This window comes from Streptomyces sp. WAC 01529 (genome assembly GCF_003945545.1).
GTDB classification, from domain to species: domain Bacteria; phylum Actinomycetota; class Actinomycetes; order Streptomycetales; family Streptomycetaceae; genus Streptomyces; species Streptomyces anatolicus.
Genome location: NZ_CP029617.1, coordinates 5,083,662 through 5,110,223 on the forward strand (window position 1 = coordinate 5,083,662; position 26,562 = coordinate 5,110,223).

Below are 26,562 nucleotides of genomic sequence, written 5' to 3' on the forward strand. Positions count from 1 at the left end.
CGTGCGACGGGGTGCGGGGGACCATGGTCCACCCGCGCCCCGTTCGCGCGGCCCGCGAGAAGTACCCAGCAGCACCGAGTCATCCAGCAGCATCCAGTAGCAGGGGCACTGCGCGCGTAGGCGGCCCCTTTCCTTCAGGCCCTTCAGGCCCTTTGGCCCCCGAGGAGAGTGCGCCATCGACGCGTCCACCAACCCTCCGCCCATCGCCGTCGAACTCGCCGGCATCACCAAGCGCTTCCCCGGAGTCGTCGCCAACCACGACATCCACCTCACCGTCCGCAAGGGCACCGTGCACGCCCTCGTCGGCGAGAACGGCGCCGGCAAGTCGACGCTGATGAAGATCCTCTACGGCATGCAGAAGCCGGACGAGGGCACCATCACCGTCGACGGCGAGCAGGTCGCCTTCTCCAGCCCCGCCGACGCCATCGCGCGCGGCATCGGCATGGTCCACCAGCACTTCATGCTCGCCGACCAGCTGACCGTCCTGGAGAACATCGTCCTCGGCAGCGAGAAGCTGCACGGCATCGGCACCGCCGCCCGCCGCGCGATCCTCGACCTCTCCGACCGCTACGGCCTCGGGGTGCGCCCCGACGCGTACATCGAGGACCTCGGCGTCGCCGACCGCCAGCGCGTGGAGATCCTCAAGGTCCTCTACCGCGGCGCGACCACGCTGATCCTCGACGAGCCGACGGCCGTCCTGGTGCCGCAGGAGGTCGACGCGCTCTTCGACAACCTCCGCGAGCTGAAGTCCGAGGGCCTCTCCGTCATCTTCATCTCGCACAAGCTGGGCGAAGTCCTCTCCGTGGCCGACGACATCACCGTCATCCGGCGCGGCACGACGGTCGGCACGGCCATCCCGTCCGAGACGACGCCGCGCCAGCTCGCCGAGCTGATGGTGGGCAGCGAACTGCCCACCCCCGAGACGGCCGAGTCCACGGTCACCGACCGCCCGATGATCCAGGTGGAGGGCCTCAAGCTGCTTGCCGCCGGCGACTCGGGCCGCGCCCTGCTCGACGACATCTCCTTCACGATCCACGAGGGAGAGGTCCTCGGCATCGCGGGCGTCGAGGGCAACGGCCAGACCGAGCTGATCGACGCGCTCATCGGCCTCAAGCACGCCGACTCCGGCGTGATCCGCATGGCGGGCCAGGACATCACCGCCGTACCCACCCGCAAGCGGCGCGAGGACGGCATCGGGTACATCCCCGAGGACCGCCACCGCCACGGCCTCCTCCTGGAGTCCCCGCTGTGGGAGAACCGCATCCTCGGCCACGTCACCGAGAAGCCGAACGCGCGGGGCTTCCTGCTCGACCTCAAGAGCGCCCAGGCCGACACCCGCCGCATCGTCGAGGAGTACGACGTCCGTACGCCCGGCATCGACGTGACGGCCGCCTCCCTGTCCGGCGGCAACCAGCAGAAGCTGATCGTCGGCCGCGAGATGAGCCACAAGCCGCGCTTCCTGATCGCCGCGCACCCCACCCGCGGTGTGGACGTCGGCGCGCAGGCGCAGATCTGGGACCAGATCCGCGAGGCGCGCCGCGAGGGCCTGGCCGTACTGCTGATCTCCGCCGACCTGGACGAGCTGATCGGCCTCTCCGACACCCTCCGCGTGATCTACCGCGGACGGCTCGTGGCCGACGCCGACCCGGCCACCATCACGCCGGAGGAGCTGGGCTCGGCGATGACGGGTGCCGCCTCAGGCCACCTGGAACACGTCGAGTCCGGCGACGGCTCCGAGGCGTCCGAGGAGGACGAGACCCGATGAAGAAGTTCGACAAGGAGCGCGTGCTCCTCGCGGTGGCCGCACCGGTCATCGCGCTGGTCGTGGCCGTGGCGCTGACCTCGGTCGTGCTGCTCGCCTCGGGCAAGAGCCCGATCGAGCCGTACACCCTGATGCTGGAGCAGATCTCCTACTCCGACGTGCAGGTCCTGACCATCAACCAGGCCGGCATGTACTACCTGGCGGCGCTCGCGGTGGCCATCGGCTTCCGCATGAACCTGTTCAACATCGGCGTGGACGGGCAGTACCGCCTCGCCGCGATGGTGACCGCGGTCGTCGGCGCGCACGTCGCGCTGCCGGCCGCGCTCCAGATCCCGCTGCTCATCGTGGTCGCCATGCTCACCGGCGCCTTCTGGGCGGGCATCGCGGGTCTCCTCAAGACCACCCGCGGCGTCAGCGAGGTGGTCGCCACGATCATGCTCAACGCCATCGCGACGAGCGTCATCGGCTACCTCACCCTCACCGAGAACTTCGGCGTCCCGGTCGGCAACAACCAGACCACCGGCGTGATGAAGGAGTCCGGCTGGTTCCCCGGCATCAAGCTGGCGGGCGGTGAGGTCTACGGCTTCGTCTTCGTCGCCGTCCTCGCGGGCGTCCTGTACTGGCTCGTCCTCAACCGCACCCGGTTCGGCTTCGACCTGCGCGCCACCGGCGCCTCCGAGTCGGCCGCCGCGGCCTCCGGCGTCAACGCCAAGCGCATGGTGCTCACCGCCATGCTGATCTCCGGCGGCGTCGCGGGCCTCTCCGGCCTGCCGATCCTGCTCGGCGACACCCACACCTACAGCCTCAGCTTCCCCGCGGGCCTCGGCTTCACCGCCATCGGCATCGCGCTCCTCGGCCGCAACAACCCGGTCGGCATCGCGCTGGCCGCCCTGCTGTGGGCCTTCCTCGACAAGGCCTCGCCCGCCCTGGACTACGCCACCCCGGTCGCGTACGACAAGGAGATCGCGGTGATCATGCAGGGCCTCATCGTGATCGCGGTCGTCGTCTCCTCGGAGACCGTGCGCCGCTGGGGCCTGCGCCGCCAGCAGCGCCGCGTCGGTGAGGAACTGGCCGCCGCCGCCCGGGCGAACGCCGGCAACGGCAACAACGGCAACAACGGCAACAACGACTCCGCGAAGGAGGTGGCTGCCCGATGAGCACGGCATCCGTGGCCAAGCCCCCGGCCAAGCAGCCCGCCGCGGGCCGCCGCCGCATCTCGCTCCCCGTCCTCCTGCTCTCCATCGCCGGTGTCCTGGTGCTGGTCGCGCTGGTCCGCGTCATCACCGGCGCCGACGGCATCACGTCCACCGGCCAGATGTCGACGGCACTCAAGCTCGCCGTGCCGATCGGCCTCGCGGGCCTCGGCGGCCTGTGGGCCGAGCGCGCGGGCGTCGTCAACATCGGCCTCGAGGGCATGCTGATCCTCGGCACCTGGTTCGGCGCCTGGGCGGGCTTCCAGTGGGGCCCCTGGGTGGGCGTCCTCTTCGGCATCCTCGGCGGCGCGCTCGGCGGCCTGCTGCACGCCATCGTGACGGTCACCTTCAACGTCAACCACATCGTCTCCGGTGTGGCCCTGAACATCCTCGCCCTGGGCGTCACCCGCTACCTCGCGACCTTCGCCTTCGAGGGCGAGGAGGGCGGTACGTCGAAGCAGTCGCCGCCCGTCGAATCGCTCGGGGACTTCTCGGTGCCGGGGCTCTCCGACTGGCTCATGGACCTCAACGGCAAGCACTGGTTCCTCGTCTCGGACCTCGCGGGCCTGCTCGGCGGCCTGTTCACCAACCTCTCCCCGCTCACCGTGGTCGCCGTCGCGATGGTGCCGCTGAGCTGGTGGGTGCTGTGGCGCACCTCGTTCGGTCTGCGGCTGCGCTCCTGCGGCGAGAACCCGATCGCGGCCGAGTCGCTCGGCGTCAACGTCTACAAGTACAAGTACCTCGCCGTGGTCATCTCCGGCGGCTTCGCCGGCCTCGGCGGCGCCTTCCTCTCCCTGGTCGCCTCCAACATCTACCTGGAGGGCCAGACCGGCGGCCGCGGCTACATCGGCCTCGCCGCGATGATCTTCGGCAACTGGATGCCGGGCGGCCTCGCGCTCGGTGCGGGCCTGTTCGGTTACACCGACAGCCTGAAGCTCCGGGGTGGCGGTACGAACGTCCACGCGCTGCTGCTGCTCCTGGCGATCCTGCTGGTCATCGGCGCGATCTACCTCGCCTGGCGCAAGCGGTACGTGCCCGCGGCGATCACCGCGGCCGTCTCCGCGCTGATGTTCCTGTGGTACGGCTTGACCGACGAGGTGCCCAACCAGGTCGTCACCGCCACTCCGTACGTGGTGACCCTGCTGGTCCTCTCGCTCTCCGCCCAGCGCCTTCGGATGCCGAAGGCGGACGGGATGCCGTACCGAAAGGGACAAGGCAAGTGACGACAGCTCCCGCGGAGACCGACTGGGACGCCCTCAGGGAGGCCGCGCGCGAGGCCATGTCCCGCGCGTACGCGCCCTACTCGGGCTTCCCCGTCGGCGCCGCGGCCCTGGTCGACGACGGCAGGACGGTCTCCGGCTGCAACGTGGAGAACGCCTCCTACGGCCTCGGCCTGTGCGCCGAGTGCGGCCTGGTCTCCCAGCTCCAGCTGACCGGCGGCGGCCGCCTCACCCACTTCACGTGTGTGGACGGCAAGGGCGAGATCCTGATGCCGTGCGGCCGCTGCCGCCAGCTGCTGTGGGAGTTCGGCGGCCCGGAGCTGCTCCTGGAGACGTCCTCGGGCGTCCGCTCGCTGGCGGACATGCTCCCGGACGCGTTCGGGCCGCAGCGGCTCAACTGAACCTGGGCCCCCGCCTGTTGGCGGGGGCCTTCTTCATGGGCCGACTCTATGCGCGTAGAGTCGACCGCGTACGAGGCCGTAACTGCTGGAAGAACTGCTGGAAGGACATGCCATGGACGTCATCTCCGTCATCCGTACCAAGCGCGACCGGGGCGAGCTGAGCGACGAGCAGATCGACTGGGTCATCGACGCGTACACGCGCGGCGCGGTCGCCGACGAGCAGATGTCGTCCCTGGCGATGGCGATCCTCCTGAACGGCATGAACCGTAAGGAGATCGCCCGCTGGACCGCCGCGATGATCGCGTCCGGCGAGCGCATGGACTTCTCCTCGCTCTCTCGCCCGACGGCCGACAAGCACTCCACGGGCGGCGTCGGCGACAAGATCACGCTGCCGCTCGCCCCGCTGGTCGCCGCGTGCGGCGCGGCCGTCCCGCAGCTGTCCGGCCGGGGCCTCGGCCACACCGGCGGCACCCTGGACAAGCTGGAGGCCATCCCCGGCTGGCGCGCGCTGCTCTCCAACGAGGAGATGCTGAACGTCCTGGACGGCGTCGGCTCGGTGATCTGCGCGGCGGGCGACGGCCTGGCCCCGGCCGACAAGAAGCTCTACGCCCTGCGTGACGTCACCGGCACGGTGGAGGCCATCCCCCTGATCGCCTCGTCCATCATGTCCAAGAAGATCGCCGAGGGCACGGGCTCGCTGGTCCTGGACGTGAAGGTCGGCACCGGCGCGTTCATGAAGAACCTGGACGACGCCCGCGAACTGGCGTCCACGATGGTGGAGCTGGGCACGGACAGCGGCGTCCGCACGGTGGCCCTGCTCACCGACATGTCGACCCCGCTCGGCCTGACGGCGGGCAACGCGCTCGAGGTCCGCGAGTCGGTCGAGGTGCTGGCCGGCGGCGGCCCCTCCGACGTGGTCGAGCTGACCCTGGCCCTGGCCCGCGAGATGCTGGACGCGGCGGGCCTGAAGGACGCCGACCCGGCGAAGGCGCTGGCGGACGGCTCGGCGATGGACGTATGGCGCCGCATGATCGCCGCGCAGGGAGGCGACCCGGACGCGAAGCTTCCGGTCGCTCGCGAGCAGCACGTGGTGACGGCGCCGTCGTCCGGCGTCCTGACCCGCCTCGACGCGTACGACATCGGCGTCGCCGCTTGGCGCCTCGGCGCGGGCCGCGCGCGCAAGGAGGACGTGGTCCAGGCGGGCGCGGGCGTCGAACTCCACGCCAAGCCGGGCGACTCCGTCGAGGCGGGCGCGCCGCTGCTGACCCTGCACACGGACACGCCGGAGCGGTTCGCGTACGCGCTGGAGTCGGTGGAGGGGTCGTACGACATCGCTCCCGCCGGCACGGGATTCTCGTCGGGGGCGATTGTGCTGGACCGCATCGGCTAGGGGGCGGCTCCTCGGGGTCGCCTCGGCTGCGGGTGCGTCGTGGCTGCTCGCGCAGTTCCCCGCGCCTCTTCGGGGCGCGGCCTGTGACCAGCGCTTACTCGTACGGGTGAACGGGATCGGTGGACCGCTGCCGGTCCCGTTCGGCGTGCTGGGATCGGTGACGCACCGAAAGAGGAGAACGCCATGAGTGCACTCACCTTCGGCCACGAACCCGGCCAGGACTGGGACGATCTCGTCCGGCTCTGGGAGGCGGTGGAGGGGCCCGAGGGCAGCAAGGTGGAGATCATCGATGGGGTCATCACCGTGTCGCCTGCTCCCGCCAACCAGCACAACCTCATCGCAGCCAGGCTTCAGCGCAGGCTGCTGTCCGCCATTCCCGACGACTGGAACGTCTTTCAGACACAGGCGTTGTCGGTTCCCTCACGGCTCGGGATGTTCATCCCCGACCTGGTGGTGGCGCCAGAGGCGGTGGTGGAGGGGCCCGGCACGTGTATGCCGGCTGCCGCCGCCGAACTCGTGGTCGAGGTGACGTCCCCCTCCAACGCCCACCACGACCGCATCAGCAAGCCCGCCGCCTACGCCGCCGCCGGCATCCCCCTCTACCTCCTCATCGACCGCTGGGCCCCCGGTGGCCCCACCATCACCCTGTACGGCGAGCCCAGGGGCGACGTCTACCGCGTCCTGCGGGCCTGCAAGTTCGGCGAGCCCGTCAAGCTCCCCGAGCCCTTCGACCTGGACCTCGACACCAGCGCGTTCCCCCAGGACTGACGCGGACGGGGCGGCGATCTATCAGGACGCGATGAGTCGGCTGGTGAAGCCTGGCCTGTTGCGGCGCGTGGCTGTTTTCTTGCCCGCCTTCTTCCCGTACCGCCCTGGGGGCACCGACTCTGACCGGAAAGCGGACCTGAGTCTGTGTAGAGGAGACCGGCATGAGCGGGATGCGGAGCAGGGGACCCGGGAACGTCGCTGCCGACGGCTCGCAGGCGTCGGAGATCCCCGCCCCGGAGGGGATGACGGCGTTCGACGACATCTACGATCAGCCGGATCCGCGGGCCTATTTCCGGGCATTGGGCCCTCTGGAATACCAGGCACCCCATCACGGGCAGAGCGTCTTCCGGCGGGCGGTCGCGGCCCTCACGCGGACAGCCCGCCCGGCGGAACGACCGGTGACCGTGCTCGACATCTGCTGCTCGTACGGCATCAACGCCGCTCTCCTCAACCATGAGGTGACACTGGAGGACCTCTATGCCCACTACACCTCGCCGCAGGCCACCGCGCTCACCACAGCCGAACTGATCGAATGGGACCGCAGCTACTACGCGGCTCGCCGGCGCCACGATGCGGCCCGGGTCATCGGACTGGACCCGGCCACGAACGCCATCTCCTACGCATGCGAGGTCGGCCTGCTGGAACGAGGGTTCGCCGAGAACCTCGAAACCGCGCCTCCCTCTCCGTCCCTGCTCCGCGCCGCGCGGCACACCCGTCTGATCACGATCACCGGAGGGGCCATCTTTCTGTCCCCCCGCACCTTCCAGACGATCCTGACCTGTGCTCAAGACCCAGTGTGGGTCGCGGCCTTCGTGCTGCGCACCACCTCGTACAAGCCCATCGCCGCATGTCTGGCTTCGAACGGCCTGGTTACCGAGAAGGCCACCACGCATACGTTCCGGCAACGACGCTTCACAGACGCGGACGAACAGCGATACGCCGTTCAAGCGGTGACGGCGGCCGGCGATGACCCGTACGGGATAGAGACCGACGGCTACTTCCACACGATGCTGCACTTGTCGCGCCCCTCTGAAGACACGACGGCATTTCCGCTGACCGACCTGCTGCCGCGCCGGTGAGCCCGGCCCCGCCCACACACTCCCCGGACCAACGCCCTGCACCAGGGCACTCGCCGCGACCAGCGTGTGGTCCCGCTTCGAGGCGGCACCGAATTCCCGGCCTCCTCGACCCCATCTGCCCGTCCGGCCACCCCCTCCTGCCCTCCCGTACCTGGACCCCACGCCTCCCACCCCGTAAGCAGGAGGAGAGTCCCATTCCGCGCGGGGGAGAGGTCACCTTGCAGCAGCGAGAACACAGCCGTACGGCCACAGCCGACAAGGGGCGCGGGCCTGCGCGCAGGGGCGAGGGCGCGGTACCGGGTGCCGGGATCCTCGGGCTGCAGCGCGGTGCCGGGAACGCGGCCGTCGTGCAGATGCTGCGCCAGTCCGGGCACCCCTGGGCGGGCGAGCCGCACCAGCACGGCGCCGGTTGCGGGCACAGCGGTGAGGAGCCGCAGGTGCAGCGGTCCGCCGTCCATGACGTGCTGCGCGGCGCGGGCAAGCCCCTGGACGACGCCACCCGCGGTGACATGGAGAGCAGACTCGGCGCCGACTTCTCCGACGTACGCGTCCACGACGACGCCGCCGCCAGGGCCTCCGCCGCCGAGGTCGGCGCCCGCGCCTACACCTCCGGCAGCCATGTCGTCATCGGCGACGGCGGCGCCGACCGGCACACCCTCGCCCATGAGCTGACGCACGTCATCCAGCAGCGGCAGGGACCGGTCGCGGGCACCGACAACGGCGACGGTCTGAAGGTGTCCGACCCCGGCGACCGCTTCGAGCGGGAGGCCGAGGCCAACGCCCGCCGTGTCATGGCGGCAGACCCCGGTCCCGCCCCCGCCGAACGGGCAGCGGCCCCGCGGACCGCCGGCGCGAGCATCCAGCGGTACGCCTCCGGAACCGTCAAGAGCCTCGCCAGCGAGCAGAGCGATGAGCCCTTCTTCGAGTCGCAGTCACCGCAGGGCGTCCTGGTCCCGGACGCCGGGCGGCTCTCCAAGCACTCGGTGGACCATGTCGGCGCCCGCGCCCACGACCCCTTCCAACAGGACGTGTCCGAGGAAGAGGGAGTGCAGCTCGACGCGCCCCTGGGTCTGCCGGTGAGGGTCGCGGGCGACGGCACCCTGGCCGTGCACGACACCGAGCGCGAACCGAAGGAGTTCTACGCGACCCGGGAGGTCCTCGCCGCGAGCAACACCAGCCTCCAGGACGTCAACAGCACCTACCGGCTTGAGGCGCGCGGCCAGAAGATCACCGTGCAGAACCCGGAGAGCCCGAACAACTCGGTCGTCCTCGAACGCGTACAGCCGGTCACCGTGGAGACCCCCCAGAACGCCGCCTCGGGCTTCGCGAACCTGATGAAGCACGAGTGCATCGACGTGGCCAGGGAGCTGATGGGCGGCGGGAAGCAGACGGAGGTCGTCCTGGAGGGGCGGGAGCCCATGCCCTGGCAGGACAGCACGGTCGACTCCGTGGCCCATGACCTCGCCGACCAGGTCGGCGCGGACCAGGGGCCGACTCCTCAGAGGTACGGCGGCGCCCTGCGCGAACACCCCGCCGAGATGGACGAGGCAGCAAGGGAGCGCGGGGTGAACAAGGCGGCCGCCCCCGTGGTCGGCGAGGGCTATACGACCGTCTCGCTGGGGCAGAGCGACAAGCTCGACTACGCCGACTCCGCCACCCCCGAAGCCAGGCCCCAGGACATCTGGGGGTTCCACTTCGCGGGCGTGGCCGCGATGAGCGCCGACGGCCAGGACCGCGTCACCCTGGAGAACTACACGCGGACCGCGAACTCCGGTGACGCGCTGAAGGAACTGCTCCCCAAGCTCGTGGAGGAGTTCAAGAAGCAGACCGCCATCCCGCTGCTCCGGCCCGGCGGCAAGACCCCGCCCACCTCCGCCTTCGAGATGGACCGGCTGAACAAGCTGCTGCGCGAGCTGTCGGGAAGCGCCCAGAAGGCCGGGGAGGAGTTCAAGCGGCTCTCGGACGCGAAGAACGAGTGGAACAGCAAGTGGTTCTTCCGCATGTACGGGTCGGGGGCGGGCCAGACCTTCCACGAGCAGCAGTACAACAACGGGCGGGGAGACTTCGTGAACCCCCTGACCCTGCGCGTGCGCAAGCCGCGGCCGCAGCAGCCCGCCTCCTGAACGGCACAGCCCGCCCCCCGAACCGATGAGTTCCGCCCGCCGGGACGGTCAACCCTGCGTGGCAGATTCCGAAGCGAACCTCATCCGTATCGAGGGCCCCCTGCGCGCGGGCGACGTCCCGCCCCTGTGCGCGCGGGTCGCGGCCGCCCGGCACGGGCCCGGCGGCGGCGACATCATCTGCGATGTCGCCGCCGTCACCACCGCCGACCTCACGACCGTCGACGCCATCGCCCGCCTGCACCTGGCCGCCCGCAGAGCCGGCGGCCGGATCCGCCTGAGGAATCCCGCCCCCGCCCTGCTGGCACTGCTCGGCCTCGTCGGGCTCGTCGAACTGCTCGGCCTAGTCGTCGAGATGGAGGGGCACCCCGAACAGCGGGAACCACCGCTCGGTGTCCAGGAAGCAGTGGAAGCCGGCGATGCGCCCCTCTGAGATCTCGATGACCTGGATGGACCACGGCATGAAGCCGCCGTTCTCCGGATCCGGCTTGTACTGGGCGAAGCCCGGCGTGCCGTTCACGTTCACCGGCAGCAGGCGGCCGTTGGCACAGGCCGCGCCCATCGTGGACATGAAGCCCGTGATGTCCGCGGTGCCCCGCAGCCACAGGTCGAACGGCGGCATCGTCATGACGGCGTCCTCGGCGAGCAGCGCGGTCAGCGCCGCCATGTCGTACCCCTCGAAGGCGGCGACATAGCGCTCCAGGAGCTTCTGCTGCTCCTCGTCCAGCGGATCGGAGACGGCCGTGTCGTCCTCCGGCCGCTCGGCGAGGGTGGCGCGGGCCCGCTGGAGCGCGCTGTTCACCGAGGCGACCGAGGTGTCGATCAGCTCGGCGACCTCGCTGGCCTTCCAGGCGAGGACCTCGCGCAGGATCAGCACAGCCCGCTGCTTGGGCGGCAGGCTCTGGAGGGCGGCGACGAAGGCGAGGCGCACCGACTCCTTGGCGACGGCGGCCTCCGCCGGGTCACCGGGCGTCGGCAGCACACGGGCGTCGGGCATCGGCTCCAGCCAGGTGTTGTCCGGGCGCGGGGTGAGCGCCGCCTGCGCCAGCGGGGCGGCGGCGGTCAGGTCCATGGGGCGGGCGCGGCGGTTGCCCGCGTTCAACATGTCCAGGCAGACGTTGGTCGCGATTCTGTACAGCCACGAGCGGACGCTGGAGCGGCCCTCGAACTTCTCGAAGCTGCGCCAGGCCCGCACCATCGTGTCCTGCACGGCGTCCTCGGCCTCGAAGGCCGAACCCAGCATCCGATAGCAGTACCCGGTCAGCTCGACCCGGTGCTTCTCCAGCGTGACGTCCAGATCGGTCGTCGTCCCTGCGCTGTCGCTCATCCCCACCCACCCCTGCGGCTTCCGAGAAGGGCCCGCCAGTGAGGCCCGACACATCGGAAGCTACCGCAGCCCACTGACAACGGCCCCCGGAGTGGGAAAACCCGCAGGTGAAATCAGCAGGAGCGGGCCACGAGCCCCCGGCGCCGCTCCAGCCGCGCCACGTGCGAGCCCCACACCGTCACCGAGACGACGCCGGCCACCGCGAGCAGCCCGAGCGCCACGGTCCCGCCCCAGCCGCCCGCGTGGAAGGCGACGGCACCGAGCGTGCCGCCCGCGCTGGATCCCAGGTAGTACGCGGACTGGTAGAGCGCCGACGCCTGCGCCCGCCCGGTGGTGGCCGTACGGCTCACCGACGAGGACGCGACCGCGTGCCCCGCGAAGAACCCCGCGGTGATCAGCACGAGCCCCAGCAGCACCAGGACCAGCGAGGCCGAGAGGGACAGCAGCAGCCCGCCCGCCGTCGTGCCCACCGCCAGATACAGCGCCCCGCGCCGCCCGAGCCGCGCCACGAGCTTCCCGGCCGCCGCGGAGGAGACCGTACCGACGAGGTAGACGAGGAAGATCGAGCCGATGACGCCCTGGGGGAGCGAGAACGGCGCCTCGGTGAGCCGGTATCCGATCACCGTGTAGACCGCGCCGAAGACGGTCATGAACAGCGCGCCGATCGCGTACAGCCTGCACAGCAGCGGGTTCGACAGATGCGTACGCACCGTCCGCGCGAGGGACTTGGGGTTCAGCGAGCCCCGCGTGAAGTGCCGGGGCGCGGGCAGCAGCGCGCGGAAGGCGACCGCGCACAGCACCGCGACGACGCCGACGACCGCCAGCGCCGCACGCCAGCCCCACGCCTGCGCGACCCAGCCCGTGACGATGCGCCCGCTCATGCCACCGATGGAGTTGCCCGCCACGAACATGCCGATCGCCCCGACCAGCGCCTTGGGCCGCACCTCCTCGGCGAGGAACGCCATCGCGGAGGCCGGGAGCCCGGCGAGGGCCGCGCCCTGCACGGCCCGCAGCCCGATGAGCACCTCGACCGACGGGGCGAAGGGCACCAGGAGCCCGACCGCCACCGCGACGCTCAGCGACGCCGTCATCATCGCGCGCCGCCCGAAGCGCTCGCTGAGCGCGCTCAGCGGAAGGACGAAGAGAGCCAGTGCGCCCGTGGCCGCCGAGACCGTCCAGCTCGCCGTGCTCGCGCTCGCGCCGAAGTCGGCGGAGAGCAGGGGCAGCAGGGCCTGCGTGGAGTAGAGGAGGGCGAAGGTGGCGACGCCCGCGAGGAAGAGCGCGAAGCTCATCCGGCGGTAGCCGGGACCGCCCGGTGTCAGACGGGAATCGGCGGCAGGGGACGACGGAGTGAGGGCGGCCGCGTGGGTGGCGGACGCCCCGCTACTGGCAGGAGGCATGCCACGAACGTACGACCCCATTTTTGATGCGTCCAATGCATGGAAACCCCATAATCGTTCCCATGCAGCATCAGCAGAGGTCACAGCCGCGCCTGTCACACAACAGTGACGTGGAGGACATCGTGACGCTGCTCGCGCCACGCCTCGCGTACTTCGCGGGAGTCGCCCGCACCGAGCACGTCACGCGCGCCGCGCAGGAGATGCAGATCCCCCAGTCGACGCTCTCCCGCGCGCTCGTACGCCTCGAACAGGACCTCGGCGTCGACCTGTTCGCCCGCCGGGGCCGCACCGTCTCGCTCACCCCGTCCGGCCGCACCTTCCTCACCTCGGTCGAACGGGCGCTCGGCGAGGTGGAGCGCGCCGCCGAGTCGGTGCGCGCCGACGCCGACCCGGCCTCCGGCAAGGTCGCCTTCGGCTTCCTGCACACCATGGGCTCCGAGACCGTGCCCGGGCTGATCCGCGCCTTCCGCGCCGACCACCCCCGGGTGCGCTTCAGCCTCGTACAGAACTACGGCGAGGCGATGCTGGAGCGCCTGCGCGCGGGCGAGCTGGACCTCTGCCTCACCTCACCCGTGCCGGACGCCCCCGACCTGGTCGCCCGCCGCCTCGACGAACAGCGCCTGCGCCTGGTCGTCCCCGACGACCACCGCCTCGCCATCCGCAAACGCGTCCGCCTCGCCGAGGCCGCCGACGAGGCCTTCGTGACCCTGGAGCCCGGCTACGGCCTGCGCCGCATCACCGACGACCTCTGCAAGGAGGCGGGCTTCAAGCCCCGCGTGGCCTTCGAGGGCGAAGAGGCGGAGACCCTGCGCGGCCTGGTCGCGGCGGGCCTGGGGGTGGCCCTCCTGCCCCCACCGGCCGTGCCGCGCCCAGGAGTGGTGGAACTGACGGTGACGGGCCAGCGGGCGGTACGGGAGATCGGCGTGGCCTGGCTCGGCGGCCACCCGGACACACCTCCGGTGGCGGCGTTCAAGGAGTTCCTGCTGAGCAGAAAGGGAAAACTGCTGCCAGAAGGGGGTAGCCCGTCCGGCGATTGAGGACGAACTCGGCGAAGCCGGTGATCAACCGCGCCCCAAGCACGGGGCTCACCGCCGAAGAGACCGCCCGAACCCCGAGGCAAGCGGCATCCGCAACCCCAAGGGCGGCGGCGCGGCCAACGCGTCCTCCAACGGCCGCGCGAAATCCGTGCCGAAGAGCGTCCCCCGCACGAAGTCCGAGGCCAGCGCGAGGACTTCGTCCTGGTGCTGCTGGAGCCGGTGCCCGTCGGAGTGCACCTCGAACCGGCACACATCGCGGTTCGTCTTCTTCGCCCGCTCCGCCAGCCGGAACGACAGCTCGGGATCGGTCCGCTCGTCGTTCGTGCCGTGCACGATCAGGACCCGCCGCCCCGCGAGCTGCTTCACCGGCTCGGGGGGCGCCGCCACATCGTCCTCGGGGAGCCAAGGGGCGATGGCGAGCACGGAGCTGACCGCCGGGTGCCCGCCCGCGCGCAGCGCCGCCCGGCCGCCCATGTCCACTCCGACCAGACAGACAGGGACGTCGCCGTAGAGGCGTACGACCTCGTCCGCCGCCCATGCCGTGTCCTCGGCGAGGTGGGCCTGCGCGCCGTTCCAGCCCCGGCAGCGGTAGTGCACGACATGCGTGGCGAGGCCCTCGGCGCGCCCGTCCCGGGCCAGTCTGCGCCCCAGCGCGCGCACGGCCCCGGCCGCCAGCGGCAAGGGTCTGCGCGTGGACGTCTCGGCGCCGCCGGGCAGCAGGAGGGCCACGCCGCTCACCGCCGAAGGGGCCGCTTTGATCACTCGCCCGAGCCTGGGTGGGCCCGCGGGCCCCGCCGTCCCTTGCTGTGCCATGACAGAACAGTGTCAGAAGCCATGGTGTACGCCACCCGTCCGCAGGGTCACCGTTCCGTATCGACCAGTGAGTTCTACGCGCGTAGGCGCTAGAGTGCCGAAATGACGAGCCAGACACACGCGACCGGTCACACGGACCGTGAGACGCCCAGCGCCGACCAGATCCGCCGCGCCCCCAAGGTGCTCCTCCACGACCACCTCGACGGCGGCCTGCGCCCCGGCACGATCGTCGACCTCGCCCGCGACTGCGGCTACGAGGGACTGCCCGAGACCGACCCCGACAAGCTCGGGATCTGGTTCCGCGAGGCGGCCGACTCCGGTTCTCTGGAGCGCTATCTGGAGACCTTCGCCCACACCTGCGCGGTGATGCAGACGAAGGAAGCCCTCAAGCGCGTGGCCGCCGAGTGCGCCGAGGACCTCGCCGAGGACGGCGTGGTCTACGCCGAGATCCGCTACGCCCCCGAGCAGCACCTGGAGAACGGCCTCACCCTCGAAGAGGTCGTCGAGGCGGTCAACGAGGGCTTCCGCGAGGGCGAGCGCCGCGCGAAGGCGAGCGGCCACCGCATCCGCGTGGGCGCGCTGCTCACCGCCATGCGTCACGCGGCCCGCGCCCTGGAGATCGCCGAGCTGGCCAACCGCTACCGCGACCTGGGCGTCGTCGGCTTCGACATCGCGGGCGCGGAGGCGGGCTTCCCTCCCACCCGCCACCTCGACGCCTTCGAGTTCCTCAAGCGCGAGAACAACCACTTCACGATCCACGCGGGCGAGGCCTTCGGTCTGCCCTCGATCTGGCAGGCCCTCCAGTGGTGCGGCGCCGACCGCCTCGGCCACGGCGTGCGCATCATCGACGACATCGAGATCGCCGAGGACGGCACCGTCAAGCTCGGCCGCCTCGCCTCGTACGTACGGGACAAGCGCATCCCGCTGGAGATGTGCCCCAGCTCCAACCTCCAGACGGGCGCCGCCACCTCCTACGCCGAGCACCCCATCGGCCTGCTGCGCAAGCTGCATTTCCGCGCCACGGTGAACACCGACAACCGTCTGATGTCGGGCACCAGCATGAGCCGCGAATTCGAGCACCTGGTCGGCACTTTCGGGTACACGCTCGACGACATGCAGTGGTTCACAGTCAATGCGATGAAATCAGCGTTCATTCCTTTCGATGAACGACTCGCCATGATCAGTGACGTGATCAAGCCCGGTTATGCCGAGCTGAAGTCCGAATGGCTGTTCCGCCAGACCGTCTCGACCAGCGCGTCTGTCGGCGGCTAGCGGGCCCTGTCGCGTCCTTGCGCGGCACATCGGCGGCCGGGTTGTGCGTCACCCGGCCGCTTTTCGCTGCCCGCTGCCCGTGATCCGGGGTGTTTACGCTCGTTGAACCGCGCAGATCCCCGTCATCGAATTCGCAAGGACGCATTCAAGATGAAGCAGTCTGCTGCCAAGACCCTCGGTGTCGCCGCTCTCGGTGCCGCCTTCGCCGCCGCGGGCGCCGGCGCCGCGAACGCCGCCGCCGGTCTTCCCGACGTGACCTCGGCCCTGGGCCCGGTCAGCTCCGTCCTCCCCCTGGGTGAGGCCGCCAAGACGCTCCCCGCCGGCGCCCCCCAGTCGCTCGCCGCCGCGCAGACCGCCGTCGCCGGTGGCCTCACCGCCCTTCAGCCCTCCGTCGACAAGGTGGTCTCCTCCGCCCTGCCGCCCCAGGCCACCACCAAGGGCGCGGGCGCCGCCTCCGCCGCCCCGGCCGCCCCCGCCTCGCCGGTCTCCGGTCTGCTCGGCGGCCTGCCCCTCGGCGGCACCGGCGTCAACGGCCTGCCGCTCGGCTGACCCTTCTCGCGTACGCCGAATGGGGCGCCCCTCCACCAGGAGGGGCGCCCCGTCGCGTCGTCCGGTGGGCGGCGTCACCAGGCCTGACGGGTGGCCTTGTCCTCGGACGGCAGCAGGAACCACAGGGCGATGTAGAGCAGGAACTGCGGGCCGGGAAGCAGGCAGGACGCCACGAAGATCACGCGCATCGTGGTGGCGGAGGTGCCGAAGCGCTTGGCCAGGGAGGCACACACTCCGCCGATCATCCGGCCGTGGGTGGGGCGGGTCAGGGCGGTCATGTCGGGCTCCTTCACGAACCGTCGGGACGAGGCGGGTATGCCTCGATGCTTCAAAGCTACGGGTACCCCATCACCCGGAACGTCCCCCTACGGTGCGATCCCGACCCTGGGAATCGTCGGGGTCGACCCCTGAGAGGACTCCTCCCGCAGCAGGGCCGTGACACGCTCCGGGCCCTTGAGGCGGCGGAGCCTGGCCCGCGCCGCGGGCACCACCGCGAGATGCGCGAGGGCCACCCCGAGGGTGTTCAGGAACAGCGAGTCGATGTCGACGACCTGGCCGGGCACCCCGGTCTGGAGCAGTTCGATGCCGAGCGAGAGCAGCGCCCCCGCGGCGACCGTGCGTACGAGCGAACCCCACGGCGAGACGACGAGCCGTCCGCCGGCCAGGGGGAGCAGCACGCCGAGCGGGGCGAGCAGCAGCAGGCCCTCACCGATCCGGCGGGCCGCCTGGAGGCCGCCGAGCGCCAGATCCGCCTTGATCCCGGCGAGCGGCCGCAGATTGGCGGCGCTCACCCAGGGGACGTCCAGCGGACGCAGCGTGATCCACCCGACGAGCAGGAGGTGTGCGACGAGGAGGAATCCCCCCGCCGCACGGAAGCGGATGGCGGCAGTACGGCCGCCCGAGCCTTGACGCACGCCCCCCAAGACGCCAGAGGCGGCAGGATCGGTTCCGCGTCCCGCCGCCGGTTACTCCGCCGGTAACACCGGCTACGCCGACGAGAACACCGGCAGCCCCACCGGTGACACCCGCTACTTCACGGCCTCGGTGGGTAGCGCCACCGTGCCGGGCCGGGAGCGGACCTCGGGCGTGCAGGCGTACCGCCGCAGCGGATCGTCCGCGGGGCCGCCCATGATCACCGTGTGGTCCTCGGCCGCGGCGGCGCTGTCGGCCAGCGTGCAGACGATCTGCGCGAGCGCGAACGCGGACAGGTCCTCTGGCGGCGTACTGAAGCGCAGCGCGTCCTCGGGGTCGCCCTCGGCGGGCCCGGACACCCGGGCCCCGGCGCGTACGTCCGTGGCGAGGCCCGCCTGCTTCTCGGGCTCCGAGGGGGGCGCCGCCAGCTCGTCGAGGAGGGACTGGGCGATCCGCACCCGGTCGGTGACGGCCTCGTCGGCCCTGTTCTCCCGCACCCGCACGGTCCTGTCGACGCTCACCAGCTGGGCCGCGCAGACCAGGAAGACCTCCACGGGAACCCCGCTGCCCGACTGCGAGGCGATGCTGGAGCCCGACATCACGCACGGCACCCGCGAGGGGGCGGGCCCGAAGTCGGTGGGCACCTCCGTCGACCTGATGCCGCACCCCGCGAGCGCGGCGGCGAGCACCGCGGTGGCCGCCGCGGCCCGGATCCGTCGCCCGTTCATGCCTGGCCTCCCTCGGCAGGGACCTCGGTGGCCTGGCAGCCGACCTCGCTCTCGCTCTCGCACGGCAGCCACAGCGTGAAGACGGCGCCGCCGTCCGGGCAGTTGGCCGCGGAGATGTCGCCCCCGTGGATGTGCGCGTTCTCCAGGGCGATGGAGAGGCCGAGGCCACTGCCCTCGGAGCGGGGCCGGGACGCGCTGGCCTTGTAGAAGCGGTCGAAGACGTGCGGCAGGACGTCCTCAGGGATACCGGGGCCGTGGTCGCGTACGGAGATGACGAGCTTCGCGTCCTCAAGGCGCACCGACACCTCCACCGGGGAGCCGCCGTGCTTGAGGGCGTTGCCGATGAGGTTGGCCAGGATGACGTCGAGGCGGCGCGGGTCGAGCCGGGCGGTGATGCCGCGCTCGGCGTCCAGCTCGACCGCGTCCAGCCAGGCGCGCGCGTCGATGCACGCGGTGATCTGGTCGGCGATGTCGACGTCGTCGAGGACGAGGCGCGCGGTGCCCGCGTCGAAGCGGGTGACCTCCATGAGGTTCTCCACGAGATCGCCCAGGCGGCGCGTCTCGCTCACCACGAGCCGCACGGCCGGTTCGATCATCGGATCGACGGAACCGGTCTCCGCGTCCAGCTCCTCCTCCAGGACCTCGGTCACCGCGGTGATCGCCGTCAACGGCGTACGCAGCTCGTGCGACATGTCGGCGACGAACCGCCGGGACGCCTCGTCACGGGCGCTCATGTCGGCGACCTTCTTCTCCAGGTTCTCGGCGGTCCTGTTGAACGTCCGGGAGAGATCGGCGAGTTCATCGGTGCCGGACACGCGGAGCCGGGTGTCGAGCTTGCCCTCGCCGAGCCTGCGGGCGGCGACCCCGAGGCGGTGCACGGGTTTGAGTACGGTCGTGGCGGCGGCCTGCGCGAGCAGCGCGGAGCCGATCAGCGCCAGGGCCGTGGCGATCGCCAGGGACCAGCCGAGCGAGCTGAGGTCCTTGGCCTCGGGCTCCAGGGACTTGAGCATGTAACCGGTCGGGCCCCCGCCGATCACCGTGGCGCCGCCGACCAGATACGGGGTGCCGTGGTCCACGGTCCGCTGCCAGTACAGGTGGTACGGGCTGTCATTGCCCGAGGTCAGCTCCTGCTTCTTGAGCACGGCCTTCTGCAGCGACCCCGGCACCTTGGCGAGCGTGAACGCGTCCAGGTCGGAGTAACCGACTATCCGCCCGCCGCCTTTCTTCTCGGCGACCAGGAGCACGCTGTAGCCCTGGCTGCTGTTGGCCATCTGCCCGGCCGCCGCCTGCAGTTCCTCCTGCGTCGCGTCGGCGCGCAGCGCGCCCGCGCGGGTCTGCATCTGCTGGCGGAAGTCCTTGAGCGCCGCGTCCTGGGCGCGCGTCAGCACCGCCTCGCGGTTGAGCCAGTACGCGATGCCGGACGCGGAGACGGCGGCGGTGAGCGCCACGAGGCCGAAGACCACGACGAGCCTCAGGCGCAGACTCGTGAAGCGCAACCCCGCCAGGAGGGCCTTGCGCGCCGCGGGCAGGCCGCGGAGCTTGTCCTGCGGTTTGGTCACTGAGGCGTGTCCAGCCGGTATCCGACCCCGCGCACCGTGCGGATCAGCGTGGGCGACGAGGGCACGTCCTCGACCTTGGCGCGCAGCCGCTGCACGCACGCGTCCACGAGCCGCGAGTCACCGAGGTAGTCGTGCTCCCACACGAGCCGCAGCAACTGCTGGCGCGACAGGGCCTGTCCGGGCCTGCGGCTCAGCTCCAGGAGCAACCGCAGCTCGGTGGGTGTGAGCTGGAGGTCCTCGCCGTTCTTCGTCACGGTCATCGCGGCCCGGTCGATGACGAGCGAACCGAACGTCGCCGCGTCATTGGCCTCCCGCTCACCGCGCCGCAGCACGGCCCGGATCCGGGCGTCGAGGACCCGCCCCTGCACGGGTTTGACGACATAGTCGTCGGCGCCGGACTCCAGGCCCACCACCACGTCGATGTCGTCGCTGCGCGCGGTCAGCAAGATGATGGGCAGCTGGTCGGTGCGCCGGATGCGACGGCACACCTCGAACCCGTCGATGCCCGGCAGCATCACGTCCAGCACGATCAGGTCGGGCCGCTGCTCACCGAGCAGTTTCAGGCCGTCCTCGCCGGTGGCAGCAGTGGCCACCCGATGCCCCTGGCGCGTCAGCGAAAGCTCCAGGGCCGTCCGGATGGCGTCGTCGTCCTCGATCAGCAACAGGGAAGGCACGGAGGTCATTCTGTCCCATGCCCGGCCGCACTTCGACTGCTGGAGCGCTCCCACACCGCACCCTCACGCGCGGAAGGGGTGCCGAAGCCCTGTGACAGGCCTGTGACAGTCGGCGGACACCGTCATGAAGTGGGTCCGGCAGAGTTCTGGTCACACGCAAGAAGCACGGAAGCAAGACGGGGAAAGCCGGACTCCACCGATGGGGGGCGCGAGATGAATACGCTGCACAGCACCAGCTCAAGCGCAGTTGTCACGCGTCTCCACGACGTCGGGCGGGGATCTGAGAAGTCCGGCGCCGTGAGCGGGCGGGGGTGCGCTCGCGGCGCCGGGCGTCAGCACACCACGTACATGACGGTGGTTGACGCGCCGCACGGGGGAAACGCGTACGGGGAGGGCTCGGGGGAGCGGAAGACCTTGTCGGAGGCGGAGTTCACCGCCTACGTCCAGGAGCGCCGCGCCTCTCTGTACGCGACGGCCTACCACCTGACCGGCGACCGCTTCGAGGCCGAGGACCTGCTCCAGAGCGCCCTCTTCTCGACGTACCGCGCCTGGGACAGGATCAGCGACAAGGCCGCGGTCGGGGGCTATCTCCGCCGCACCATGACGAACCTGCACATCAGCGCGTGGCGCCGCCGCAAGCTGAACGAGTACCCGACCGAGGAACTGCCGGAGACGGTGGGCGACACGGACGCCATGCGCGGCACGGAGCTGCGCGCGGTCCTGTGGCAGGCCCTGGCCCGGCTGCCCGAACTCCAGCGCACGATGCTGGTCCTTCGCTACTACGAGGGCCGCACCGACCCGGAGATCGCGGACATCCTCGACATCAGTGTGGGCACGGTCAAGTCCAGCATCTGGCGCTCACTGCGCCGGCTGCGCGAGGACGAGGTCCTCAGCTTTGGCCGCGACCAGGAGGAGTCCTTCGGCGAGTTGGTGGCCTGAAGGATCGGGGGGAGGGACCGCCGCTCCGGGGGGACGCGGCGGAAGCACGGGGGAAACACGGGGGAGAGCACGGGGGAAAAGCAGCGGGACCGGAGGGCCGGGGGGGCCTTTCCGGTCCTTCTGTTTGTCCGGTACGGGCTCAGCGCGGGGCAAACGGGCTGCTTGTCCGGTACGAGGTCAGCGCGGAGGCAACCCGCCCCAACGCCTCCTCGCCCCCGCAGGGATACGCCCCGAGCGCGGCCTGCCGCGCCACGATCGCACGCTCCGCGCGCATGAGCCGCCACCCCCTCCGAAGGAGGAACGGCACGGACTTGCGCCCCTCCCGGAGGTCCCGGACGAGCCGCCGCCGGAACGTGGTGGAGGGCCGCCCCCGAAGACAGATCGCGTCGGCGAGCACGCCGATCTCCCGGCACCGGTCCACGATGTCCGCCGCGAAGATCCCCTCCGCGATGAACACGGGCGCCCGCTCGATGTCGAGGGCCTCCTGCCCGACACGGGCGCTGCGCGCGATGTCGTACACCGGGACGCTCGTACGCCCCGTGCGGCACAGCTCCTCGATCGCGGCGACCGCCACCTCCGCGTCCCAGGACGCCGGGGAGTCCCAGTCGATGTCCGAACTGCCGGGCACCTGCGGCAACGTGGGGTCGCCGGCTTCCTTGTAGAAGTCGTCGAGGCACAGCACGGGCAGCCCGGAGCGGGCGGCGAAGGAGGACTTGCCCGAGCCTGAGGGGCCGCAGAGCAGCACGACGCGGGTGGGTATCGGGGGATGCGAGCTCACGAGAGAACAGTGTGCGGCATCGCGGCGCGGGACGGCCCCCCGCGGGTCGGCTTTGGCGACCACGTCACACGTCAACTACGCTACGTGCTCGCTCGATTACACAAAGCGCACCACGGCACACCGATATCACTTATCACCGATATGGGGCGGTACTCATGACAGGACACGCGGCACCCAGGTCACCCCGTCCGGGCTCCCGCGCGCTGCTGCGCGCCGGTCTCGTGCTCACCGCGGCGGGCGCGGCGCTCGGAGCGGGGAGCGCGAGCGCGGCGGCGGTGGCCACGCCGCTCGGCGATGTCGACGGCGCCGCGGCGGTCAGCGCGCTCACGGCCGCGGCGCACAGCGCGCTCGCCCCGGCCAAGAACCTGCAGCTCGACCCTCTCGCCAACACCAGCGTGGACCCGCTCAACAACGCGCTCGGCACCCAGGTGGCGGACTTCAAGCCGGTCACCACCGCCGTGGCGACCGGCCCGCTCGCCCGGGGCGGCTCCCTGGACGACCTGCCGCTCGTGGGCCCCGTGACGAAACTGCTGCCGGGCTAGGGCCTGTCCGGCGGCGACGGACAGGGCGAAGCCCCGGTCTCCTGGACGGAGGAGGCCGGGGCTTCGGCGGGGAGACGGGCGGTGGGGCCGTCGGCTAGTAGGCCGAGCCGGAGGCGCCGAGGGAGCCCGTGGGGTGCCAGACCGTCTTGGTCTCCAGGAAGGCCGTCAGGCGGTGCGTGCCGGGGTCGGCGCTCCAGTCCACAGGCTGTGGACGCAGGACGCGCTTGAGGTTGTCCGCGGCCGCGATCTCCAGGTCGCGGGCGAGGTCCGCGCCGGCACCCGTGAGGTCGATCGCGTTGACGTCCTGGTGCGCGGCGAGCGGGGCCGCGATCTCGGCGGCCTTGCCGGTGAGGATGTTGACCACACCGCCGGGCACGTCCGAGGTCGCGAGGACCTCGCCCAGCGAGAGCGCCGGGAGCGGGGCCTTCTCGGAGGCGATCACGACTGCCGTGTTGCCCGTCGCGATCACGGGGGCGAGCACGGAGACCAGACCGAGGAACGACGACTCCTGGGGCGCGACGACGGCGACCACACCCGTCGGCTCCGGCGTCGAGAGGTTGAGGTAGGGGCCCGCGACGGGGTTCGCGCCGCCCACGATCTGGGCGATCTTGTCGGTCCAGCCCGCGTACCAGACCCAGCGGTCGATCGCCGCGTCCACCACGGCGGCGGCCTTGGACTTCGAAAGGCCCTCCGCGTCCGCGACCTCGCGCGTGAACTGCTCGCGGCGGCCCTCCAGCATCTCGGCGATGCGGTAGAGGACCTGGCCGCGGTTGTACGCGGTCGCGCCCGACCAGCCGCCGAACGCCTTGCGCGCCGCCACGACCGCGTCACGCGCGTCCTTGCGGGACGAGAGGGGGGCGTTCGCCAGCCACCTGCCCTTTGCGTCGGTCACTTCGTACACCCGGCCGCTCTCGGAACGCGGGAACTTCCCGCCGACGTACAGCTTGTAGGTCTTGAAGACAGTGAGTCGCTCAGACATCGAGGTACGCCTCCAGGCCGTGGCGGCCGCCCTCGCGGCCGAAGCCCGACTCCTTGTAGCCGCCGAACGGCGAGGTCGGATCGAACTTGTTGAATGTGTTGGCCCAGACGACGCCCGCCCGGAGCTTGTTCGCGACCGCGAGGATGCGCGAGCCCTTCTCCGTCCAGATGCCGGCGGAGAGGCCGTACTGCGTGTTGTTGGCCTTGGCGACGGCCTCGTCCGGCGTACGGAAGCTGAGCACGGACAGAACCGGGCCGAAAATCTCGTCGCGGGCGATGGTGTGCGCCTGTGTGACGTTCGTGAAGAGGGTCGGCGCGAACCAGTACCCGGACGTGGGCAGTTCGCACGCGGGCGACCAGCGCTCGGCACCCTCGGCCTCGCCGGTCTCGGCGAGCGCGGTGATGCGGGCCAGCTGCTCGGCGGAGTTGATGGCGCCGATGTCGGTGTTCTTGTCGAGCGGGTCGCCCAGGCGCAGGGTGGACAGGCGCCGCTTGAGCGAGTCGAGCAGCTCGTCCTGGATCGACTCCTGTACGAGGAGGCGCGACCCGGCGCAGCAGACCTGGCCCTGGTTGAAGAAGATGCCGGTGACGATGCCCTCGACGGCCTGGTCGATGGGGGCGTCGTCGAAGACGATGTTGGCGCCCTTGCCGCCCAGTTCGAGCGTGACCTTCTTGTCCGTGCCCGCCACCTGGCGGGCGATGGCCTTGCCGACGGCCGTGGAGCCGGTGAAGGCGACCTTGTTCACGTCCGGGTGGGCGGTGAGGGCCGCGCCCGCGTCGCCGTATCCGGGAAGGATGTTGACGACGCCCTTGGGCAGGCCCGCCTGGCGGCAGATGTCCGCGAAGAAGAGGGCGGACAGCGGGGTGGTCTCGGCGGGCTTCAGGACGACCGTGTTGCCCGTCGCGAGCGCCGGGGCGATCTTCCAGGCCAGCATCAGGAGCGGGAAGTTCCAGGGGATGACCTGGCCCGCGACACCGAGCGGGGCGGGGTTCGGGCCGTACCCGGCGTGGTCGAGCTTGTCGGCCCAGCCCGCGTAGTAGAAGAAGTGCGCGGCGACCAGCGGGAGGTCCGCGTCGCGGGTCTCCTTGATCGGCTTGCCGTTGTCCAGCGTCTCCAGGACGGCCAGCTCGCGGCTGCGCTCCTGGATGATCCGGGCGATGCGGAAGAGGTACTTGGCGCGCTCGGCGCCCGGCAGCGCCGACCACTTCTCGAAGGCCCTGCGGGCGGCCTTCACCGCGCGGTCGACGTCCTCGGAGGAGGCCTGCGCGACCTCGGAGAGGACCTCTTCGGTGGACGGGGAGACCGTCTTGAAGACCTTGCCGTCGGCGGCCTCGGTGAACTCGCCGTCGATGAACAGGCCGTAGCTCGGCGCGATGTCGACGACGGAGCGGGACTCGGGCGCCGGTGCGTACTCGAAGGGGGAAGTCATCGGATCAGTCCACCGTCACGTAGTCGGGGCCGGAGTAGCGGCCGGTGGCCAGCTTCTGGCGCTGCATCAGCAGGTCGTTGAGGAGCGACGAGGCACCGAAGCGGAACCAGTGGTTGTCCAGCCAGTCGGGGCCCGCGGTCTCGTTCACCAGGACGAGGAACTTCACCGCGTCCTTGGTCGAGCGGATGCCGCCCGCGGGCTTCACGCCGATCTGCACCCCGGTCTGCGCGCGGAAGTCGCGGACGGCCTCCAGCATCAGGAGGGTGTTGGGCGGGGTGGCGTTGACGCCGACCTTGCCGGTCGAGGTCTTGATGAAGTCGGCGCCCGCGATCATGCCGATCCAGCTGGCGCGCTTGATGTTGTCGTACGTGGACAGCTCGCCCGTCTCGAAGATGACCTTCAGGCGGGCGGTGCCGCAGGCCTCCTTCACGGCGCGGATCTGCTCGTACACCGTCATGTAGTCACCGGAGAGGAAGGCTCCGCGGTCGATGACCATGTCGATCTCGTCGGCCCCGGCGGCCACGGCCTCGCGCACGTCGCCGAGCTTCACCTCGATCGCGGCGCGGCCCGCGGGGAAGGCGGTCGCGACGGAGGCGACCTTCACGCCGCTGCCCGCGACGGCCTCCTTGGCGGTGGCGACCATGTCCGGATAGACGCAGACGGCGGCTGTGCGCGGCGTCTCGCGGTCCGTCGGGTCGGGGTTGACGGCCTTCGCGCCGAGCGCCCGGACCTTGCCCGGGGTGTCGGCGCCTTCCAGCGTCGTCAGGTCGATCATCGAGATGGCCAGGTCGATGGCGTACGCCTTCGCCGTGGTCTTGATCGAACGGGTACCGAGCGAGGCGGCACGCGCCTCCAGGCCGACCGCGTCGACGCCGGGCAGTCCGTGGAGGAAGCGGCGGAGCGTGCTGTCGGACGCGGTCACGTCAGCGAATGCAGTGGACATGGTCACGAGGGGAGCATATCTACGCGCGTAGCTGCTGTACAGGGGTGGGGTTGCCCCGGGGGCGAGCGGCCCCGGGAGAGGCGTCAGGCAGAATCACGGTATGAGCGACCCCCAGAACCCCGTGGCGGAGCCCGCATACAAGGACCGCACCTTCCGGTCCCCCGCCGGTATCGCCGGTGGCGTCCTGCTGCTCGCCCTGGGCGCCTGGCTCGGCATCGACGCCGTCATCCGCGGCGAGGGCCGCACCCCGTGGCTCGCGCTCGCCGGGCTGCTCCTCGCGGTGCCGCTGGTCGTCGCCTTCACCGTGCGGCCCGCCGTCTACGCCAACGGCGACCGGCTGCGCGTGCGCAACCCCTTCCGGACCATCACCCTGCCGTGGGCGTCCATCGCGACCCTCCGCTCCGGCTACTCCAACGAGGTCCTCACCCACACCGGCGCCAAGTTCCAGCTCTGGGCCATCCCCGTCTCCCTGCGCGGCCGCAAGAAGGCGGCGCGCAGGCAGTCGCAGGCCGCCGCCTCCGGGGACCCGACCGGCGGCCGCCCCTTCCTCGACCCCCACGCCCCGCCCCCGCGCTCCACCGGCGACCAGTCCATGGACGAACTCCGCGGCCTCGCCGAGCAGCACGCCGACGCCGAGTCCGCCCAGGGCGAGCCCGTGGTGCGCTGGGCCTACGAGATCCTCGCGCCCTGCGCCGCGGGGGCCGTACTGCTCGCTGTTCTGCTCGCGGTGACCTGACCTGACCTGACC

The 26,562-nt window shown here is 71.2% G+C and carries 27 protein-coding genes; 15 read left to right on the forward strand and 12 right to left on the reverse strand.

The window, feature by feature from the left end; genetic code table 11:
- The first annotated feature begins 202 nt into the window (after positions 1–202).
- The 9 genes from DMA15_RS23025 to DMA15_RS23065 all read left to right on the forward strand — a co-directional run bounded on the left by DMA15_RS23025 (position 203) and on the right by DMA15_RS23065 (position 10,366).
- On the forward strand, positions 203–1,765 hold the full coding sequence (locus DMA15_RS23025) for an ABC transporter ATP-binding protein (protein ID WP_125514643.1): 1,563 nt from the start codon (positions 203–205) through the stop codon (positions 1,763–1,765).
- On the forward strand, positions 1,762–2,919 hold the full coding sequence (locus tag DMA15_RS23030; protein ID WP_125514644.1) for an ABC transporter permease: 1,158 nt from the start codon (positions 1,762–1,764) through the stop codon (positions 2,917–2,919). Before DMA15_RS23025 ends, DMA15_RS23030 begins: the two co-directional genes overlap by 4 nt.
- Positions 2,916–4,178, forward strand: a complete 1,263-nt coding sequence (locus tag DMA15_RS23035; protein ID WP_125514645.1) for an ABC transporter permease — start codon at positions 2,916–2,918, stop codon at positions 4,176–4,178. The genes DMA15_RS23030 and DMA15_RS23035 overlap by 4 nt, the downstream gene beginning before the upstream one ends.
- Entirely contained in the window at positions 4,175–4,576 is a 402-nt protein-coding gene (locus DMA15_RS23040; protein ID WP_125514646.1) for a cytidine deaminase, read from the forward strand. The genes DMA15_RS23035 and DMA15_RS23040 overlap by 4 nt, the downstream gene beginning before the upstream one ends.
- A gap of 112 nt (positions 4,577–4,688) precedes the next feature.
- Positions 4,689–5,966: a thymidine phosphorylase gene (locus DMA15_RS23045; protein ID WP_125514647.1), complete on the forward strand. Its 1,278-nt coding sequence runs from the start codon at positions 4,689–4,691 to the stop codon at positions 5,964–5,966.
- A 183-nt stretch (positions 5,967–6,149) separates the two neighbouring features.
- A complete protein-coding gene (locus DMA15_RS23050; protein ID WP_125514648.1) occupies positions 6,150–6,734 on the forward strand; it encodes a Uma2 family endonuclease in 585 nt (194 codons plus the stop codon).
- A gap of 161 nt (positions 6,735–6,895) precedes the next feature.
- Positions 6,896–7,813, forward strand: a complete 918-nt coding sequence (locus DMA15_RS23055; RefSeq protein ID WP_346428920.1) for a hypothetical protein — start codon at positions 6,896–6,898, stop codon at positions 7,811–7,813.
- A gap of 218 nt (positions 7,814–8,031) precedes the next feature.
- Positions 8,032–9,936, forward strand: coding sequence for a DUF4157 domain-containing protein (locus tag DMA15_RS23060; RefSeq protein ID WP_240659899.1), 1,905 nt, complete (start codon positions 8,032–8,034; stop codon positions 9,934–9,936).
- 58 nt (positions 9,937–9,994) lie between these two features.
- Positions 9,995–10,366, forward strand: coding sequence for an STAS domain-containing protein (locus tag DMA15_RS23065; protein WP_240659900.1), 372 nt, complete (start codon positions 9,995–9,997; stop codon positions 10,364–10,366).
- On the opposite strand, the gene DMA15_RS23070 is transcribed toward DMA15_RS23065, so the two are convergent.
- Together DMA15_RS23070 and DMA15_RS23075 are read right to left on the reverse strand one after the other, a co-directional pair.
- On the reverse strand, positions 10,277–11,260 hold the full coding sequence (locus DMA15_RS23070; protein ID WP_125514650.1) for a sigma-70 family RNA polymerase sigma factor: 984 nt from the start codon (positions 11,258–11,260) through the stop codon (positions 10,277–10,279). The genes DMA15_RS23065 and DMA15_RS23070 overlap by 90 nt on opposite strands.
- 113 nt (positions 11,261–11,373) lie before the next feature.
- Positions 11,374–12,660: an MFS transporter gene (locus DMA15_RS23075; protein ID WP_125514651.1), complete on the reverse strand. Its 1,287-nt coding sequence runs from the start codon at positions 12,658–12,660 to the stop codon at positions 11,374–11,376.
- Positions 12,661–12,722: 62 nt separating this feature from the next.
- Here DMA15_RS23075 and DMA15_RS23080 point away from each other — a divergent pair, with 62 nt between their 5' ends.
- Complete coding sequence (locus DMA15_RS23080; protein ID WP_125514652.1) at positions 12,723–13,697, forward strand: LysR family transcriptional regulator; 975 nt, start codon at positions 12,723–12,725, stop codon at positions 13,695–13,697.
- Positions 13,698–13,745: 48 nt separating this feature from the next.
- Here the strand turns inward: DMA15_RS23080 and DMA15_RS23085 are convergent, their stop codons facing one another.
- On the reverse strand, positions 13,746–14,510 hold the full coding sequence (locus DMA15_RS23085) for an alpha/beta fold hydrolase (protein WP_125514653.1): 765 nt from the start codon (positions 14,508–14,510) through the stop codon (positions 13,746–13,748).
- A gap of 102 nt (positions 14,511–14,612) precedes the next feature.
- Here DMA15_RS23085 and DMA15_RS23090 point away from each other — a divergent pair, with 102 nt between their 5' ends.
- Positions 14,613–15,782 (forward strand): adenosine deaminase, encoded by a 1,170-nt coding sequence (locus DMA15_RS23090; RefSeq protein WP_125514654.1) that lies wholly within the window; start codon positions 14,613–14,615, stop codon positions 15,780–15,782.
- A gap of 150 nt (positions 15,783–15,932) precedes the next feature.
- Positions 15,933–16,331: an ATP-binding protein gene (locus DMA15_RS23095; protein WP_125514655.1), complete on the forward strand. Its 399-nt coding sequence runs from the start codon at positions 15,933–15,935 to the stop codon at positions 16,329–16,331.
- Between the two features lie 74 nt (positions 16,332–16,405).
- Here DMA15_RS23095 and DMA15_RS23100 read toward each other — a convergent pair whose 3' ends face one another.
- The 5 genes from DMA15_RS23100 to afsQ1 all read right to left on the reverse strand — a co-directional run bounded on the left by DMA15_RS23100 (position 16,406) and on the right by afsQ1 (position 20,204).
- Positions 16,406–16,609, reverse strand: a complete 204-nt coding sequence (locus DMA15_RS23100) for a PspC domain-containing protein (protein WP_125514656.1) — start codon at positions 16,607–16,609, stop codon at positions 16,406–16,408.
- Positions 16,610–16,696: 87 nt separating this feature from the next.
- The gene (locus DMA15_RS23105) at positions 16,697–17,245 is read right to left on the reverse strand and encodes a VanZ family protein (protein ID WP_125514657.1); all 549 of its coding nucleotides are present in this window, start codon (positions 17,243–17,245) and stop codon (positions 16,697–16,699) included.
- A gap of 114 nt (positions 17,246–17,359) precedes the next feature.
- A complete protein-coding gene (locus tag DMA15_RS23110) occupies positions 17,360–17,971 on the reverse strand; it encodes a hypothetical protein (protein ID WP_125514658.1) in 612 nt (203 codons plus the stop codon).
- Positions 17,968–19,530: a HAMP domain-containing sensor histidine kinase gene (locus tag DMA15_RS23115; protein WP_125514659.1), complete on the reverse strand. Its 1,563-nt coding sequence runs from the start codon at positions 19,528–19,530 to the stop codon at positions 17,968–17,970. Before DMA15_RS23115 ends, DMA15_RS23110 begins: the two co-directional genes overlap by 4 nt.
- Positions 19,527–20,204, reverse strand: a complete 678-nt coding sequence (afsQ1, locus tag DMA15_RS23120) for a two-component system response regulator AfsQ1 (RefSeq protein ID WP_030779097.1) — start codon at positions 20,202–20,204, stop codon at positions 19,527–19,529. The genes DMA15_RS23115 and afsQ1 overlap by 4 nt, the downstream gene beginning before the upstream one ends.
- 213 nt (positions 20,205–20,417) lie before the next feature.
- On the opposite strand from afsQ1, the gene DMA15_RS23125 reads away from it, so the two are divergent.
- On the forward strand, positions 20,418–21,143 hold the full coding sequence (locus DMA15_RS23125; RefSeq protein ID WP_125514660.1) for a SigE family RNA polymerase sigma factor: 726 nt from the start codon (positions 20,418–20,420) through the stop codon (positions 21,141–21,143).
- Positions 21,144–21,282: 139 nt separating this feature from the next.
- Here the strand turns inward: DMA15_RS23125 and DMA15_RS23130 are convergent, their stop codons facing one another.
- Entirely contained in the window at positions 21,283–21,921 is a 639-nt protein-coding gene (locus DMA15_RS23130; RefSeq protein ID WP_125514661.1) for an ATP-binding protein, read from the reverse strand.
- A gap of 155 nt (positions 21,922–22,076) precedes the next feature.
- Between DMA15_RS23130 and DMA15_RS23135 the strand changes: the two genes are divergently transcribed.
- The gene (locus DMA15_RS23135) at positions 22,077–22,463 is read left to right on the forward strand and encodes a hypothetical protein (RefSeq protein ID WP_125514662.1); all 387 of its coding nucleotides are present in this window, start codon (positions 22,077–22,079) and stop codon (positions 22,461–22,463) included.
- 94 nt (positions 22,464–22,557) lie between these two features.
- Here DMA15_RS23135 and DMA15_RS23140 read toward each other — a convergent pair whose 3' ends face one another.
- Genes DMA15_RS23140 through deoC form a run of 3 tightly spaced genes read right to left on the reverse strand, consistent with a single transcriptional unit; the run spans position 22,558 to position 25,814 of the window.
- The gene (locus tag DMA15_RS23140) at positions 22,558–23,442 is read right to left on the reverse strand and encodes an aldehyde dehydrogenase family protein (protein WP_125514663.1); all 885 of its coding nucleotides are present in this window, start codon (positions 23,440–23,442) and stop codon (positions 22,558–22,560) included.
- Positions 23,435–24,871 (reverse strand): aldehyde dehydrogenase family protein, encoded by a 1,437-nt coding sequence (locus DMA15_RS23145; RefSeq protein ID WP_125514664.1) that lies wholly within the window; start codon positions 24,869–24,871, stop codon positions 23,435–23,437. Before DMA15_RS23145 ends, DMA15_RS23140 begins: the two co-directional genes overlap by 8 nt.
- Before the next feature lie 4 nt (positions 24,872–24,875).
- Complete coding sequence (gene deoC, locus DMA15_RS23150; protein ID WP_125514665.1) at positions 24,876–25,814, reverse strand: deoxyribose-phosphate aldolase; 939 nt, start codon at positions 25,812–25,814, stop codon at positions 24,876–24,878.
- 100 nt (positions 25,815–25,914) lie between these two features.
- Between deoC and DMA15_RS23155 the strand changes: the two genes are divergently transcribed.
- Positions 25,915–26,550, forward strand: a complete 636-nt coding sequence (locus tag DMA15_RS23155; protein ID WP_125514666.1) for a PH domain-containing protein — start codon at positions 25,915–25,917, stop codon at positions 26,548–26,550.
- The last annotated feature ends 12 nt before the right edge of the window (positions 26,551–26,562 follow it).